The sequence below is a fragment of the Paenibacillus sp. FSL R10-2736 genome, assembly GCF_038000245.1.
GTDB lineage: Bacteria > Bacillota > Bacilli > Paenibacillales > Paenibacillaceae > Paenibacillus_AQ > Paenibacillus_AQ phytohabitans.
In genome coordinates this window covers 1,793,564-1,810,593 of record NZ_JBBOBN010000001.1, presented here as the reverse complement: position 1 = coordinate 1,810,593, position 17,030 = coordinate 1,793,564, and the positions used below count along the sequence as shown (strand labels likewise).

11 protein-coding genes are annotated in these 17,030 nt (G+C 49.4%); 7 read left to right on the top strand and 4 right to left on the bottom strand.

Going from position 1 to position 17,030, the window contains the following annotated elements:
* Positions 1-96: 96 nt before the first annotated feature.
* From NSQ73_RS07625 to NSQ73_RS07610, 4 genes are all read left to right on the top strand, one after another.
* Complete coding sequence (locus NSQ73_RS07625) at positions 97-2,472, top strand: helix-turn-helix domain-containing protein (protein ID WP_340985978.1); 2,376 nt, start codon at positions 97-99, stop codon at positions 2,470-2,472.
* Between the two features lie 246 nt (positions 2,473-2,718).
* Positions 2,719-4,347, top strand: a complete 1,629-nt coding sequence (locus tag NSQ73_RS07620; RefSeq protein ID WP_340985977.1) for an extracellular solute-binding protein — start codon at positions 2,719-2,721, stop codon at positions 4,345-4,347.
* 71 nt (positions 4,348-4,418) lie between these two features.
* Positions 4,419-5,375, top strand: coding sequence for an ABC transporter permease (locus NSQ73_RS07615; protein ID WP_445669483.1), 957 nt, complete (start codon positions 4,419-4,421; stop codon positions 5,373-5,375).
* A 12-nt stretch (positions 5,376-5,387) separates the two neighbouring features.
* Positions 5,388-6,269: a carbohydrate ABC transporter permease gene (locus tag NSQ73_RS07610; RefSeq protein WP_340985976.1), complete on the top strand. Its 882-nt coding sequence runs from the start codon at positions 5,388-5,390 to the stop codon at positions 6,267-6,269.
* Positions 6,270-6,365: 96 nt separating this feature from the next.
* Here NSQ73_RS07610 and uidA read toward each other — a convergent pair whose 3' ends face one another.
* From uidA to NSQ73_RS07590, 4 genes are read right to left on the bottom strand one after another with little or no spacing between them, the layout of a single operon-like run.
* A complete protein-coding gene (gene uidA / locus NSQ73_RS07605; RefSeq protein ID WP_340985974.1) occupies positions 6,366-8,165 on the bottom strand; it encodes a beta-glucuronidase in 1,800 nt (599 codons plus the stop codon).
* Positions 8,166-8,197: 32 nt separating this feature from the next.
* On the bottom strand, positions 8,198-9,541 hold the full coding sequence (locus NSQ73_RS07600; protein ID WP_340985973.1) for an ABC transporter substrate-binding protein: 1,344 nt from the start codon (positions 9,539-9,541) through the stop codon (positions 8,198-8,200).
* 28 nt (positions 9,542-9,569) lie between these two features.
* Positions 9,570-10,400, bottom strand: coding sequence for a carbohydrate ABC transporter permease (locus NSQ73_RS07595; RefSeq protein WP_340985972.1), 831 nt, complete (start codon positions 10,398-10,400; stop codon positions 9,570-9,572).
* Positions 10,401-10,411: 11 nt separating this feature from the next.
* On the bottom strand, positions 10,412-11,356 hold the full coding sequence (locus tag NSQ73_RS07590; RefSeq protein ID WP_340985971.1) for a carbohydrate ABC transporter permease: 945 nt from the start codon (positions 11,354-11,356) through the stop codon (positions 10,412-10,414).
* Positions 11,357-11,548: 192 nt separating this feature from the next.
* Here NSQ73_RS07590 and NSQ73_RS07585 point away from each other — a divergent pair, with 192 nt between their 5' ends.
* The 3 genes from NSQ73_RS07585 to NSQ73_RS07575 all read left to right on the top strand — a co-directional run bounded on the left by NSQ73_RS07585 (position 11,549) and on the right by NSQ73_RS07575 (position 16,991).
* Positions 11,549-13,336: a sensor histidine kinase gene (locus NSQ73_RS07585; protein WP_340985970.1), complete on the top strand. Its 1,788-nt coding sequence runs from the start codon at positions 11,549-11,551 to the stop codon at positions 13,334-13,336.
* 1 nt (position 13,337) lies between these two features.
* Positions 13,338-14,945 (top strand): response regulator transcription factor, encoded by a 1,608-nt coding sequence (locus NSQ73_RS07580; RefSeq protein ID WP_340985968.1) that lies wholly within the window; start codon positions 13,338-13,340, stop codon positions 14,943-14,945.
* A gap of 159 nt (positions 14,946-15,104) precedes the next feature.
* The gene (locus NSQ73_RS07575; protein ID WP_340985967.1) at positions 15,105-16,991 is read left to right on the top strand and encodes a PAS domain S-box protein; all 1,887 of its coding nucleotides are present in this window, start codon (positions 15,105-15,107) and stop codon (positions 16,989-16,991) included.
* The last annotated feature ends 39 nt before the right edge of the window (positions 16,992-17,030 follow it).

Here is a 17,030-nt window from a genome sequence, read left to right as displayed (position 1 = left end):
TTACCGTTATTTCCCTGTAATGGCAATTGTGCTAACCCTGGGATGCATGTACAATATACGAAGCTATCGATTTGCAGCCCGGACAGGAGAATGCGGATGAAGAAAAAAAGAAGCAAATGGCTGGGCAGCCAGAGTGTATTGCTGACCTGGACCTTATCTTATATGGCCGTTCTGCTGCTTCCGGTCATTCTGAGTTCCATCGTTTACTTTCAGTCCAGCAAGATGCTCGCTGATGAGATTCATCTGGCGAACAACTCCTTGCTTAAGCAGCTGCGGGAGAATATGGATAAACAGCTGGAAGCGGTCAACCGGCTCAACTTCGAGCTGAATTGGAACACCAAGTTCAGGGAACTGGTCGATCAGCACAAGTACTCCATTTTCCCGGAAGATTATATGTATGATCTGTACGACGCGACCAAGGATATGTCCTTATATCAATCGGCTTATGCCGAAACCGGCCTGTTCTATATCTATCTGGCCTCACGGGATACGATTCTGCTCCCCGGCGTTTACCGGAATACGAGATTCGCCTATGCCGAGCATAACGCCTCCGGCAACTTAAGCTATGAAGCATGGTTAGATATCCTCCGCCAGAACAAATTCAAGGGCTATGTACCGATGAACCGTACAACCGAGAACGGCACTTCCGTGAAAGCGCTCGCATGTGTCAGCACCTATGACTACGAGGACGGCAAGCCGTCCGGAGCCAATGTGATCATGATCGACAACGACCAAATATTATCCTCCCTCATGAATATTGAAGCGTTCAGCAAAGGGCATGTGCTCATCACAGACTCCGACAACCAGGTGCTGGTATCCAGCTCCAATACAGATCTTCCGGCACAATTGCCCTTCGGCAAGCTGACCGGTGACAGCGGAATGTTCCTCTGGAAATTCGGCGGGGAGCGGTATGAAGTCTTCTCGATCCAGTCTAATGAATCCAATCTCCGCTATATTTCCATGATTCCTAGTGAAGTCTATTGGCAAAAGGCGGAGCTGGTCCGCAGGCTGACGCTGCTGAGTATCATGGCCAGCCTGCTGGGAGGCGGGTTCTTGACTTATATTTTCCTGAGGAAAAACTATAATCCGATCCAGCGGATTGTACGTGCCTTCAGCAGCAAGACAGCCATCCGGGAGAAAGGCTCCAATGAATTCCTGTTTATCCAGCAGGCTGTGGACAGTACGCTGAGTGAACTGGACCATATGCTGCTGGAGAGGAAGCGGCAGAATTATTCGCTGCGTTCCAATTACATCCTGCGGCTGCTCAAGGGCAGGCTGGACGATGAGCTTCCTTTGGCCGAAGCCTTAAGCGCCTTCGATATTCAGCTCCTCTCCGGGGATTGTGCGATTCTTCTATTCTACCTGGAGGATCTCGATGTCTTCCTGGAGCGTGTCCAGGGCAAAACCGCCGCCCAGAAGCTGCAACTGCTGCATTTCATTGTGAATAATGTAATTGAAGAGCTGGTCAACGTTAAGCACAGGGGCTATATGGCCGAAACGGATGATGCCATGCCTTGTCTGGTCAGCCTGTCTCCTGTCTCACCGGATGAGCACAATAGCGATCTGCTGCAGGTGGCCCGTTCCGCTCAAGAGTTTCTTGCACAGACGTATAATATCTACCTTACGGTGTCGGTCAGCCGGGTTCATCACGGTATTGATCAGATTCATCAGGCTTATCAGGAGGCATTGGATGCCATGGAATATAAGCTGGTGATGGGCAAACAGGAGATTCTGTCCTATGAAGAGATTGAGCGGAACAACATCCGTCCCGATACGGATTCCGGTTACTTCTATCCCCTTCAGCTGGAGCAGCAGTTAATCAATTATGTCAAAGTGGGCGATTTCCAGTCTGCCGTAACCGCCTTGGACGATATCCTGCAGATGAACCTGTCGAAGCACCCGGTGAAGGTACCTTTAGCCCGCTGCCTTATGCTCGACCTGGTGGGAACTTTGATCAAGAGCATCGGTGAACTCGGACCCGCGCAGGATAATATCCTGCTGCAGAATCCGAAGCGCATTGACAGGCTCTCTTCTGCAGAGACGTTAGCTGAAATGCAGGAGCAGCTGAAGTCCATGCTTAAGGAAGCCTGTGAATATGCCGGGGCCAGACGGCTGCAGAATGTTCAGGAGAACCGTCACCGCGCCTTGAATGATTTAATCAGCGGGGTATCTGCATTTATAGACGAACATTTCACGGATCCGTGCTTGAACGTCTCCCTGCTGGGGCAGCATTTTGATATGAAGCCTACTTACCTGTCGAAGCTGTTCAAGGAGCAATCGGGGGAAGGGCTTCTGGATACGATCAACAAGCGGCGGATTGACTGGTCGAAGCACTTGATTCAGCAGCAGCGGCTTACTGTCAACGAAGCGGCCGAGAAGTCAGGCTTCAATGATGTTGGGACCTTTATCCGCACCTTCAAGAAGATCGAGGGAATTACACCCGGCAAATACAAAGAAACCATCGAAGATTAACAATGCCCTGCCCGTCACCCCACCGTGGCGGCCGGGCATTTTTGTTGCGCAGCAAGGGCTTAAGCCGCTCCCGCAGAGCAATCGCCTATCGTTTTGTGCATTTTGCCGATACCCGCAGCGGCTTTTTCAACCGCATTGGATGTACTGCACATATACACCAAACCGGGGCGGACCGTATAGTTAGGGCATGAACCCTGCAGCACAGCAGGTTCTTACTAATGGAATCATTTGAGGAGGTTAACAGGAATGAGGAGAACAAGCAGAAAAATAATGTTTTCGCTCATGGCATCTCTGCTGGCAGGCAGCACGCTGGCAGGATGCTCGGAGAACAAGGCAGGAAACAATTCCCCATCCGGCTCAGACACAGCATCAGAATCAGCAGCGGTATACCCGATGCAAACGGACACTGCACTCACTTATTGGGGAGCATTACCTAATAATCTGACGGGAGTAAAATCAGCGCATGCGGAGGTTCCCTTTTACCAGGAATGGCAGAAACGCACTGGGGTTACAGTAGATTTCACCGCCCCTCCGGCTAACCAGATCGACGAATCCTTCAACGTGATGCTCGCCTCCGGTGAATTGCCTGATATGCTGGAGTACAACTTCTTCAACTTCCCGGGCGGTCCGGAAAAAGCAATCAAGGACGGCTACATCATGGAGCTGAATGACCTGATCGACAAATATGCCCCGAACTACAAGAAATATCTCCAGGAGCATCCCGAGGTTGAGAAAATGGTCAAGACAGACAAAGGAAGCTATTACTCGTTTCCTTTCATCCGCGGGGATGAATCGCTGCTTACCTTCCAGGGGCCGGTGATCCGCAAGGATTGGCTGGATGAGCTGGGTCTGCCCGTGCCTGAAACCATTGATGAATGGACCACAACTTTGAAAGCGTTTAAAGAGAAAAAAGGGGCCGCGGCACCGATCTCCTTCGTCGCCAAACCGCGTGTATTCAATGAACTGGGCAACGGCGCATTCATCGGGGCATTTGGCGTTACCCGCGACTTCTATCTGGAGGACGGGAAGGTTAAATTCGGTCCGGCAGAACCTGGTTATAAAGACTTCCTGAGCTTATTCCGGGGATGGTATGCGGACGGACTGCTGGATAAAGATGTGGCCACCGTCGATTCCAAGGTGATGGATGCCAATATTACTTCGGGCCAGACCGGGGCAACCTGGGCCAATGCTGGCGGCGGTATCGGGAAATGGCAGCCGATCCTTAAGGGAGCCGATCCGCAGGCTTCCATTGTCGCGGCCCCTTACCCGGTGCTGGAGAAGGGCACTACACCAAAGTTCGGCCAACGGGATTATGCCTTCTCCACCGGTGGGATGGTAGCGATCTCGGCGACGTCCAAGAATGCGGAGCTGGCGGTCAAGCTGCTTGATTATGGCTACAGCGAAGAAGGCAATAAGCTGTTTAACTTCGGAACAGAGGGTGTCAGCTACACGATGGAAGACGGTTATCCGAAATTCACGGATCTGCTGATGAGCAATCCCGACAAGCTGGCCCCTGCACAAGCCATGTCTCTATATATCCGGGGCAATACGATGGGTCCCTTTGTCTCCGATAAACGGGTCTCGGAACAATACCTGAACCTGCCGGAGCAGCAGGCCGCGATACCTATCTGGCAGAAGACGGACATGGCCAAATACCAGATTCCGCTGGTAACTCCAACTCCGGAGGAAAGCGCTGAATATGCCAACATCATGGCGGATGTGAACACGCTGGTCGATGAAATGACACTGAAGATTATCCTTGGAACGGAGCCACTTGAGGCCTATGACAAGTATCTGGAGAAGCTGAATTCCGTCAAGCTCCCGCGTGCCATTGAGATTAAACAGGCCGCACTGGAGCGGTACTTGAAGCGCTAAACTATAGTCAAGCCGGGAGCAGATCGTTGATCGGCTGAAGAGCTGCTCCCGTAAGGAGGAATAGAGAAACCATGTCCAAATTAGCTCCTATGACCGGTGTTCAAACTTCTGTTAACAACAGCTTTAAGCAGCGTTTCCTCCGGGATTTCAAGCTGAACAGACTGCTGTATATCATGATGATTCCGGTCATCCTCTACTATGTCGTATTCCATTATGCACCGATGTATGGCGCGATTATTGCCTTCAAGGATTTCTCGCCGATGAAAGGGATTCTAGGCAGTGACTGGGTAGGACTCCAGCACTTCAGGGATTTCTTCTCCAGCTATTATTTCTGGCGGATTCTGAGTAATACCGTGATTATCAGCGTGTATTCGATTCTGTTCATGTTTCCGGCCCCGATCCTTCTGGCTCTGCTGATCAATGAAGTGAGAAATCAGAGCTTCAAACGGATAGTCCAGACCTTCTCGTATATGCCCTACTTCATTTCACTCGTCGTCATTTGCGGGATGATTACCGATTTCACCAACAGCAACGGGGTTATTAATACACTATTCTCCTGGCTCGGGTATGACGGAACCGCTATGCTGCAGAAGCCCGGCCTGTTCCGCCCGGTCTATATCCTGTCCGAAATCTGGCAAAAGATCGGCTGGGAATCGATTATTTACATTGCCGCCTTGGCCGGTATTGACCAGGAGCAGTATGAAGCCGCCCGGATTGACGGTGCCAGCCGTCTGAAGCAGATGCTGCACATTACCCTGCCGGGAATTCTGCCTACGATCACCATCATGTTCATCCTGCGGATGGGCAATATGCTGAATGTCGGCTTCGAGAAAATCATTCTGCTCTACAATCCTGTAACCTATGAAACAGCTGACGTCATTTCTTCCTTTGTGTACAGAAAAGGCTTGCTGGAATTCGGCTGGAGCTATAGTTCAGCAGTCGGCTTGTTTAACTCGGTTGTGAATCTCATTCTATTGATCTCGGCCAATTACATCAGCCGCAGAGTTAATAAAACCAGCCTTTGGTAGGAGGAAACCGTTATGCATGCCGAAACCGGCCTGAGAAATAAAATCTTTGATTACTCCATTAACACCGTGCTGATTCTACTTGTTATCGTAACGTTATATCCGCTTCTATATGTACTGTTCGCCTCCTTCAGCGATTCCGCGCAGCTGGTTGCGAACAAGGGATTCCTGTGGAAGCCGCTGGGCTTCAGTCTCGAAGCTTACAAGAGCGTGTTTAGCAATCCCGGCATTATCAAGGGTTACGGCAATACACTGTTCATTCTGGTCTTCGGTGTCACCCTTAACATGCTGCTGACCGCAATAGCAGCCTATGTGCTGTCCAGAAGAAATGTTATGTGGAACAGCGCCTTCACCCTGCTGATCGTGTTCACAATGTTCTTCCACGGCGGCCTGATTCCGATGTACCTAATCGTCAAGGGTGTCGGATTGATTGATTCCATCTGGGCAACCATCATACCGTTCGCTGTCAGCACCTTTAACCTGATTATCATGCGCACCGCATTCTCGGCGATTCCCGAGAGCCTGGAGGAATCGGCCAAGATCGACGGCGCTAACCATTTGACGATCCTGTTCCGGATCGTATTGCCTTTGTCCAAGCCGGTTATAGCCGTAATGGTGCTCTATTATGCCGTCGAGAAATGGAATGCGTGGTTCTATGCATCCATCTTTCTGAGGGACAGAGACCTGTTCCCGCTGCAGCTGATACTCCGGGAGATCCTGATCGCCAATTCGACAGACAGCATGTCGGCAGGAGCAAGCTCGGCGGATCAGTTCATGATCGGAGAAACGATTAAATACGCCACCATTATTGTAGCAACGGTGCCCATCCTGTGTGTGTATCCCTTCGTCCAGAAGTATTTCGAGAAGGGTGTAATGATTGGTGCGGTGAAGGGGTAGTCTCAGAATATGCGCAAAAAGCCCGCCACAATGAACACTGCATAAATCGCAGGTGTACATTGTGGCGGGCCTAATGCTGTGTGTATCAAGCTTCCATTATTTCGGCTTATACCCGAAATCCGGGATAGCCGTCCATCTCTTGCGCAGCTCATGCGCTGCCGCTTTGGGCTTGCGTTCCCGGGTGAAGATCCCCTTCTTGTTGCCTTGGACCCGGATAATACCCTGGCCCGTGGCAAAGTCTGCGAAATTCCAGACCTGTTCGCCGACGAAATCTTCAAATTCGTCGAAGATCCCGTGATTGGCCCTGTAGAACTCCACCTGATATTCTTCCGTGAACATGATCGGCTCCACATCATGCAGTCCGGCTACGGTATCTGTTCCGTATTCAGTCATCATCATCGGTTTACCCGGACAACGTTTGGTCCAGGCCTCCAGTTCAAGCCGCAGCTTGCCTTTGGCCGATTCGAGATCGCCTCCGTCCACATACCAGCCATAGTAACGGTTGAAGGCGAGCACATCAATCAGCTCGGAGATCTTATCGTTTAAGGGCGAAGCCTCAATATGTGTCACCAGGGTAACCGGGCGGTGCTGCGGATCTTCATCCCGCATCTGCTCGATCAGCGGCTTGAAGTACTCGTATGCTCCCTCTTCATAGGATGCCGGTTCATTAGCCACATTCCACATCACTACACAGGCATGGTTCTTATCCCGGTTAATCAGCTCCCGGATGACCTGCTGGTGATGCTCAAAGGTTTGGACTTCCTTCCATGTCTCTTTCTTCGTTCCCCCGGATAACATCACCAGGAAATTAAGATCCAGACCTACCGCCGGCGTCTCATCAATGACGACGAAGCCTTCACGGTCGGCCAGCCGCATCACTTCTTCGGCATAAGGATAATGCGCGGTACGGAAGGAGTTGGCTCCCGTCCATTTCATCAGGTTGAAATCCATGATATTCGCTGCTTCATCTAAGCCCCGGCCATGAAACGGGGTATCCTCATGTCTGCCGTAGCCCTTGAAGTAAAAGGGCTGGTTGTTGATCAGGAACTGCCCCTCCCGCACTTCGACTGTCCGCACGCCAAACGGCAGCCCGTAGACATCCAGCACCCGCTCCGCTTCCAGCAGTTCAATCTTCAGGGTATACAGGTAGGCATTCAACGGCTGCCATAGGGTAACGCCGGGAATATCCAGCCGGCCGGAGCTTCCGGTCCCCGAGGAGACTGCGTTCCCCTCTTCATCCAGAACAGTGACCCGGATATCTGCTTCTCCGCTGACATCCACGCTGTAACGGACAATCCCGTTACCGCCGTGATAATCGGTTACGACAGTAATATCCTGCACGAAGGTTTGAGGCGTAGAGTAGATTTTCACCGGCCGCTGCAGTCCTGCAAAGTTGAAGAAATCGAAGTTCGGCTGATTCTTCAGCCTGGTCTTCCCGCCGGGTTCTTCAGTCTCTGTGTATAGACCTACAGGCAATGTCGTGTAATCCACAACATTATTGACGGCAACCGTCAGCCGGTTCGATCCAGTCCGGATATACTCATTAATCACGGCCTCGAAGGGCAGAAATCCGCCGGAATGCTCCATCACAAAGCTTCCATTGATGAATACCTTGGCCTTATGTGTAGCCGAGCCGAAGCGGAGAACAAGACGTTCATTCATGATGGTCCGCGGAAGAATCAGCTCCCGCTCATACCACACCCAGCCGACATGATTGCGGATCTGCGGATTCACGCCAAGATCATTATAGGCAGAGGGAACCGCCATAGGAATCGTATCTGTCAGCTTGGATGCATACCAGTTCTCTTCGAATCCCAAGCCGTGATCCAGCTTGAAATTCCATACCCCGGCCAGATCATACAGACCGCGGGTTTCCGTCATTATTGGATAAAGCACGTGCAGCCCTCCTATCTAATCTCTGTTTTCATTCAGGATTTGGAATCGATGATCTTCTGGATCTTGGTTTGGGCATTCTGGATCGTCGCATCAATGCTTTGACCCGAGAGCATCATTTTATCAAACTCCTCCAGGAGCACTTTCTCAAGCTCTGCATGATAAGGTACCGCTGTGGCTGTCGTAGTAGCTTTGGTATTCTCCAGAACATAGAGCAGGGATTCTTTATCGATCATGTCCGGATTTTTGCTGCCCGCGATGATCCGGTCGACTACATCATTCAGATCGGCTTTTTTCCAGGACGGGATATTCTTCCCTTGCAGAACAATGCCTTCGGTGGAGAACCAGCGGATGAAGGTGTACGCTTCGTCTTTATGCTTGGATTTGCTATAAAGGCTCAGTACGTCACCGCTGACATTCGCAGAGATCGGATCTTCAGCATTCAGCTTGGGAAGCGGAGCAAATACGGTCTTGAAGCTGGCAGGAATCGTGTCTGTCCCTCCGGTTTCCGGAATAAGGAATGAGCCCGTTACCAGCATGCTTGTATCCTGATTGAAATATTGCGGTCTGTAATTCAGCTTCTGGCTGACCACCTCCGAATACGGTGTAGCGGAGCCTTCCGCCTCTCCCTGAAGACGCAGCTCCAGCGACTTACGCATGTAAGGATTATCAATATTGGCGGTCTTTCCGTCATCTGTAGTCAGATTCGAATTAAGCGATTGGCCGAAGTTCTGCACCAGGTATCCATATTGAATCCAGCTGTGAAAATAGGTGCCATACCGGGTTTTATCGCCAGTTGTTTTCGTCATAGCCTTCGCATATTCCATATACTGATCCCAAGTCCAGTCCTTGGGCAGCTCAAGTCCCGCTTCCTTCAGATGGTTCTCATTGATAATAACCAGACCCTGGGAGGACTTGCCGGGCAGTCCATAGACCTTGCCGTCAATTGAGGTATCGGCCGTATATTCATCGGCGAAATTAATTCCGTCTTTAGCCAAATAATCATCCAGCGGTTCGATCATGCCAAGCCCCGCCCGTTGGGACAGATACGTCATATTGCTGAACATGATAATATCCAGATCATCGCCGCCAGCAACGGCCAGATCAAGCTTCTTGTAGAATTCATTGGAGTTGTTATCTTCAGCCGAGGCAAACTCCACTTTGATATTGGGATGCGTCTTTTCGAACTCTGCAATCACTACATCCCAGTTATCCATTTTTTTGGCATACCAGTTGCTCAGCTTAATCGTTACAGGTTCATTCGTTCCTTCTCCGGTACCCGGGGCAGCCCCTTCTTCCGAATTGGCACCGCCGCACCCCGAAATCAGCAAGGATAACAGCGGTACCAGGATGAATAATTTCTTGTTGGCTTTGAACATTGTATAGACCCCCTATAGTGTAATTAGTCTAGCCTTTGACACTTCCCATAGCAACTCCCTCAATCACCTGCTTCTGCCCAATCATGAAGATGATTAATAGAGGTAGAATGGCTGAAACCGCACCTGCCATCATCAAGGAGTAGAACTCGCCGCTGAAATCAGCGAATTTCCGGATACCCAGCTGTAAGGTAAATAAAGAATCAGAACGAAGAAAGATCAGCGGATTCTGATAATCATTCCAGGTCCAGATGAAGCGGAGAATCATATAGGTTGCCAGGGCCGGCTGCACAAGCGGCAGGGCGATCCTGCTAAAGATCGTCCAGTGGCCTGCAGCATCAATCCGGGCGGATTCAATAATCTCATCATGAATGCCGAGGAAAAACTGTCTCAGCAAAAAGGTTCCCAACACACCTGAAGCGGCAAGCAGCACAAGTCCGATATGACTGTCAAACAGTCCAAGCCAGCGGTACATAATAAATTGCGGAACGAGAATGGCTTGGGTTGGAATCATAAAGGTGGCTAAGACAAGCAGGAATAGCATATCCCGTCCTTTAAAAATAACCTTCGAAAATCCATAGGCTGCCATGGCGGAAATAATCAAGGACAGCGCTGTCGACATCAACGTTACCTTCGTACTATTCCAGTAATACAGGGAGAACGGCACGGCTCCAGCCCATACCTGCCTGTAGTTCTCCACCATATTCCATTTCGTTGGAATCCACTGAATCGGATACTTCATGACATCAAGCTCCGGCTTAAAGGATGCGGAGAGCATCCATAAGAAAGGCATAATAAACAGTATCCCTGCAACTCCCATACACAATGTCACAATAACGCGGCTAAGCTTGATCGATCGCATGTTTAAACCTCCTAGTAGTTGACCCATTTCTTTTGTCCGACCCATTGAATCAGGGTCACTAGCAGGATGAGCATCAGCAGAATAATCCCCATCGCGGATGCGTACCCCGACTCCAGGTTAATGAATGCAACCTCGTACAGATAAAATACAATTACCGAGGTCGACCCTGCCGGCCCGCCACCTGTCAACACCATAATCAGATCAAACACCTTGAAGGATCCGACAATCCCTGTAATTAACAGGAAGAAGGAGGTAGGAGATAGTAAAGGTAATGTAATTCTGAAGAATTGCCTCAGCGGTGAAGCTCCGTCCACATCAGCAGCTTCATACAAATCCCGTGAAATATTCTGCAGCCCGGCCAGATAAATCACCATGTTAAAGCCTAGCGAAGTCCACACCATAATAATCATGACCGAGATCAGCGCAAACTTGGGGTCTGCTAACCACAGGGGAGGATTGTCCACACCTATGGATCTAAGAAATCCATTGATCGGGCCATTGTTCGGATGGTACAGCACTCTCCATAATAGGGCTATGGCAACAAAGCTCGAAATGAAGGGCATGAAATAAATAACTTTGAAGAATGTTTTGAAATACGTTGCTTTGTTAATTAGTGCTGCCAGCACCAAAGCCAGAAACATTGCTACCGGGACCACGGCAATCATAATAAGGTTGTTAATCAGCGAACGGTGAAAGGATTCATCCTGCACCAGCCTGGTGTAGTTGTCCAGCCCGACAAAATGAAACCCCTCCAGCCCGGACACAAAATTCCAATCCGAGAAGCTAATCACACCGGATAAGAGAATCGGAATGATCACCAGGGTTGTGGTCAGAATGAGCATGGGTGAAATGAATAAATACCCGGCAATATTGTCATACAAAGCCTGCTTGCGCATTCTGCCTGCCCCCGGCTTCCCGAACCGCTTCATCGTCCCCTCTTTAGGTATAACCTCCACGTTTTCCACCTCGTTTTATTTTTGTATCTTCATTATAAAATCGCCCGTTTTATTGCACATGCAACGAATTTATCTATAGCGAAAAGTTTGTATAGCATTATTTTTTCTGAAATGAAAAAATTATTGGATGAGGTTAACGGCATAATAAAGTACCATGATCTAGTGAAGTTCTGTTACTGGAGGGGGAAATGAATGAAGAAGAACAATAGGCTAAGTCAATTATCCTTCCGGCAAAAGCTTATCCTGACCTCTATCGCCTGCCTGGTTATACCAGCGATCGGGATGCTGTATATAACGATGGTGTATTCGAAGCTTATTATCCGGGAGCATTCTCTGGAAAAAGCTACGCAATCCTTAACGATTGTGCAGTCACAGATCGATGTGATCTTCGAAGAGATGGTATCGGTCTCGAATTTCGTCCACTTTGATCCGGAGATTAAGACCCTGCTGGAGGATGCCAAGACCAATCCGGTTGCCGCAAGAACCTTGACGAGCCGGCTGGAGCAGGTGGCCGGCGATACCCTCGACTTACGCATCACGCTTCTGGACAAGGAAGGACATGCCTATTCCGATTATTCCTTTTACGACTATGATCCGCGTCAATTTATTGAACAGGGCTGGTTCCCAACTCTGGAGAAGCTCACACCGTATGACACTTTATTCATGGGGGCAGAAGCCAATTATCTGACCTCCCTTGAGCCTGAGAAGCCGTTTGTATTCATGACAGCCCGGGCATTAAGAGAGGGGATTGCCGCTCCGCCCTATGCATACCTTATTGTCAGCCGCAGTGAAGCCTCCATTCGTGAGCGGTTTGCTTCATTAGAGGAAGATGTTTATCTGCTGAATGATAAGGAGACGATTCTGTCCAACCGGAACCAGGCCCTGATAGGGTCTGATTTCAATACCCTGTTGCCAATCGATGAGCTAGCGTTCCCGGATATCGTAGAATTTAAGAACGAGAATCAGCTCCTCCTCTCGCTGCCGCTCAAATATGCCAAATGGCGGTTAGTCAGTGTAGCCCCCTATGAACAGCTGACGGAAAGATTGAACGGGATCAACCGGACCGGCTTGTTCATTCAAGCTATTTTTGCGGTCAGCTTTCTGTTCGCACTAACTTATCTGCTGCGGAAATTCACGAAGCCTGTGCTTGTCCTGGGGAAGGTTGCCCGCAGAGTGGAATCCGGGGATATGATGGTCCGCTCCAACATCCGGGGAACCGACGAAATCGGCAGCCTGGGCCTCTCCTTTGATAAAATGCTGGACCGTGTCCAGCTCATGCTGCAGCAGGTGGAAGCCGAGCAGGAATTGAAACGCCAGGCGGAAATTGCGATGCTGCAGGCTCAGATTAATCCTCATTTCCTGTTCAACGTGCTAAGTTCCATCCGGCTAAAGCTGCTGATGAAACAGGATGAGGAGAATGCATTTATCGTCGGCTCCTTATCCTCTATGCTGCGGGCCAGCTTTTCAAGTCAGGATGAATGGGTCTCGGTGGCTTATGAGCTTGAATCCGCCAAGCAATATATGGAGCTCATGCGGTTTACGATGAGATATCCCACCAGCTCTGAAGTCCATGTGAATAAAGATTTGCTGCTGGAGACCGTTCCGCGGTTTATTCTGCAGCCGATTATTGAGAATGCTTATAAGCACGGATTCGTACAAGGCGGGGGCAGGATTATAATTTCCATCACAAAAATCAAATCCATGCTTAACATAAGCGTCGAGGATAACGGAACGGGAATGGATGAACCTACACTGACTGCGTTATTGCAGCATATTAAACAGCAGGAAGTGGAGACAGATCCGGTGAATGTTGCCGGGTCCCCTGAACCTCCGCCCTCTCGCGGGATCGGACTCATTAATGTCTATCAGCGGTTAAAGCTCATCTACGGGGACGGCTTCGACATGAATATTGAGAGCATTCACGGACACCGTACAATCGTACAATTAGCACTGCCTGTGAAGCGGATAGGAGTGGACTAACGTGGTATATAAAGTAGTATTAGCCGATGATCACTATCCTGTACTGGAATATCTGAGCGCCAGTATTCCCTGGGATACCTTAGGACTGGAGTTGTCGGCCTCATGCTCTGACGGCAAACAGGCCTGGGAAGCCTGCCAGCTGCATCAGCCTGATATTCTGCTCACAGATATCGGCATGCCGGCGATGGACGGGCTGGAATTAATCCGGAAGGTCCGGGAGGTGAATCCCCAGCTCCAGGCGATTATCCTGTCCTGCCACGGGGAATTTGAATATGCCCAACAGGCGGTGAAAATGAATGTTGCCGAATATATATTGAAAGAAAGCCTGCAAATTGATCAGGTCATTTCAGTATTGACTGAGGCGGTTTCCCGGCTGGAGATTAAAATGATCTCCCAGAATAATTACCTCCAGATGCAGAAGCTGGTCACACAGAACCACTCTGCAATCCGGACGAGATTTATCCGGATGTTCCTGGAGCAGCCTGTCTGGGATGAGGCTGAATGGTTCGGACAAGCCGCCGCTATGGACATCCGCCTGCAAGAGGGACTGCCCTACCTGCCGGTCCTGGCTATCCCGGAACGCTCCCATGAGCTGGAACGGCGTTTCGGAGGCATTGTGAACATGCAGTTCGTGATAGATAATGTGCTCCAGGAATTTCTTGAGATCGATGGCATTATACAGTTCGCCTTAACCGAACGGCAGTTCATCCTCTTCATCCCCTTTCCGCGTATTCTGATCCGGAATCTTCATGAGGAATTCAGGGATAAATTCCGGCATGTCCAGAAGATGTCGAGGCTGCATCTCCGAATGGGGATTTCATTCTTTTACGGCGAGGCAACGTCAAGTCTGATCGACATCAAGAAGCAGATTCAGGCCTTACTGGATTCACAGGCCCTGCGCTTTTATACGGCTGAGGGAGCCATAATGAAGCTTGAACCTATTCAGACAACTAATGAGGACCTGTTTGTTCATTACGCTGAAATTCTTCAGCAGTTAAGAGACTGTATTCAGAATGAGGATGGTGCGCGGGTTACTGCAGCAGTTACAGAGATCAAGAAGCATATCGGGGACAAGAAATACCCGGTCGAAAGCGTAAAAAGCTGGCTGCTCAAAATGGTAATGGAGCTGGAATTAAAATATACCGTCATGCAAAATTTCGTAAACAATTTCAACAGTGAAATGCATCAGCGCTCCATCCGGGAGCTTGAAACCCTGGATCAGCTAATGGAGTGGCTGGAACAGTTCCTGAAAGACAAGATCTTGATGCTGAGGTCCATGTGGAAGCAAAATGTCCGGAAGGAAGTGGCCGAGGCCAAACGTTATGTCATGAATCATATTGGGGAGAAGGTAGGCATGGATGAGATGGCCCGGCGGCTTGGCCTGAACCCTACCCATTTCAGCCGGTTATTCAAAATCGAGACGGGTCTTACCTATATAGAGTTCGTGACCAAACTAAAAATGGAACGTGCGCAGGAGCTGTTGAATCAGACGAACATCACCATAGTAGATATAGCAGAGCAGTTAGGCTATGACAATGTCAGCTATTTCATTAAGCTCTTCCGTAACTTCTCCGGTATGACTCCGGTAGAATACCGGAAATTGATCTAAGCCCCTCTTTTTGGCAAAGCCAACAATTCTGATTCAATAAGAAACCAAAGGGGTAAATTCATTCCGAAGTTATATTCATTAAATTTTAAGTATCGAAAAGACCTTCAAAGCGGAAGGTCTATTTTTCACGACAATAAAAACTTACTTAAGGAGGACGCCATGCATCGAGTAAACCTGAATCAGGAACGTTTCAACCAGCAGGTCATAGATAATGCCTCCTTTGGAATCGCACTTGTTGGATCAGAAGGTGTGATATTGACTGTTAACCCCGCCATGGAACGGATCTTTGGCTATTCCAAGGCTGAGCTTGACGGAATGAAGCTGCAAGAGCTTTTCAATCCCGATGATGAATTCGGAAATATACATGATCTTAGGGAGCTCATGGGTGACCGGACGGATATACAGCTTGAAACGCGGTTTCTTTCAAAAAAAGGGGATCAGATGTGGGGAATGCTCACTCTCAAGTTTTTCAGCGGAGAGGATCATCCATCGTATTACATTTGTCAAATCGTTGACATCACTAAGCAAAAGGAATCCGAGCAGCGCCTTCAGGAGTCCGTAGAGCGGTACACATCGCTAAAAAAATACAACCATGACTCCGTCATTTCCTTTGGCTTGGACGGCCGGATTATTAACGCCAACAGTATGGCTGAAAAAATAACCGGCTACTCCATCGAGTCTGACCTGATCGGGATGGAACTGGCCCTTCTGATTGGACAGGAGTGTGTCCAGAACATTCTGGACAGATCTCTATATGATGAATCGGTTGATCAGCATATCAACACGCTTTACACCAAAAATGGAGAAGTCATAGAAGTGCTTACCAGTATTGCACCGATTTACGTGAATAATCAAAATATCGGATTCTACCTTATATGCAAAGACATTTCCGAGCAGAGACAGCTGATGCTTGCCAAGGAAGCCGCCGAATCCACAAACAGGGCGAAAAGCGAGTTCCTGGCTATGATGAGCCATGAAATCCGCACTCCGATGAACGGGGTTGTGGGCATGACAGATATCCTGCTCGACACCACGGAGCTTACCGGAGAGCAGCAGAGCTATGTGGAAATTATCCGTAAAAGCGGAGAAACCCTGCTCAATATTATCAATGACATCCTTGATTTGTCCAAAATCGAGGCAGGCCGGACTGAACTGCAGGAGCATACATTTGATCTGCGCAAATGCATCAAGGACAGCTTTGCTGTCATTTCCATAAGTGCTGCCCAAAAGAACCTGGAACTCTCCAGCACCATAAATCATGATGTTCCCGACCATATATACGGCGACAGCGAACGGTTAAAGCAGGTACTTCTGAACCTGCTCGGCAATGCTGTGAAATTCACGCAGAGCGGCAGTATATCGGTAAAAGTGAAGCTTGTCCGGGAAGCTCCGTTCATGTTGGCTTTCACGGTGACAGATACGGGCATTGGAATTAATCCCTCCCGGCTTAACGAGATCTTTGAGCCCTTCGCGCAGATTGACAGTTTTATGTCCCGCCAGCATGAAGGCACCGGTCTTGGCCTTGCTATCAGCCGCAGAATTATCGGTATGATGGGCGGCGAGATCTATGCAGAGAGTGACGGCAAAAGAGGCTCCTCCTTCACCTTCACGATCAAGCCCAAGAAAGCTGAAGACATTTACAGCCAAGAGACTCCCTTGAACAAACTCCCTGCCACACGCGAGGTGAGCATCCTCCTTGCCGAAGACAATTATATTAACCAGCTGGTGATGACCAAGACACTTGAAAAAATAGGTCACAGGATTACTACCGTAACAAACGGGATAGATGCAGTTGAAGCAGCACGCAAAGAGCCGTTTGATCTCATATTAATGGATCTGCATATGCCGATTATGAACGGCTTCGAGGCGGTGAAGAGGATCAGAGAGGAGCTTAAGGAGAAGAGTCCGCCTATCATCGCGGTTACAGCCAATGCGCTGAAGGGGGACCGGGAAAAGTGCCTGGCTGCAGGGATGGACGAATATGTTAGTAAGCCTGTAAAGCGTGAAGTCATTCTGAAGCTTATAAACCAGTTTGTGCAAAAATAGGATATGGATGCGCAGACCTTCACAGAATATACCGGAGGT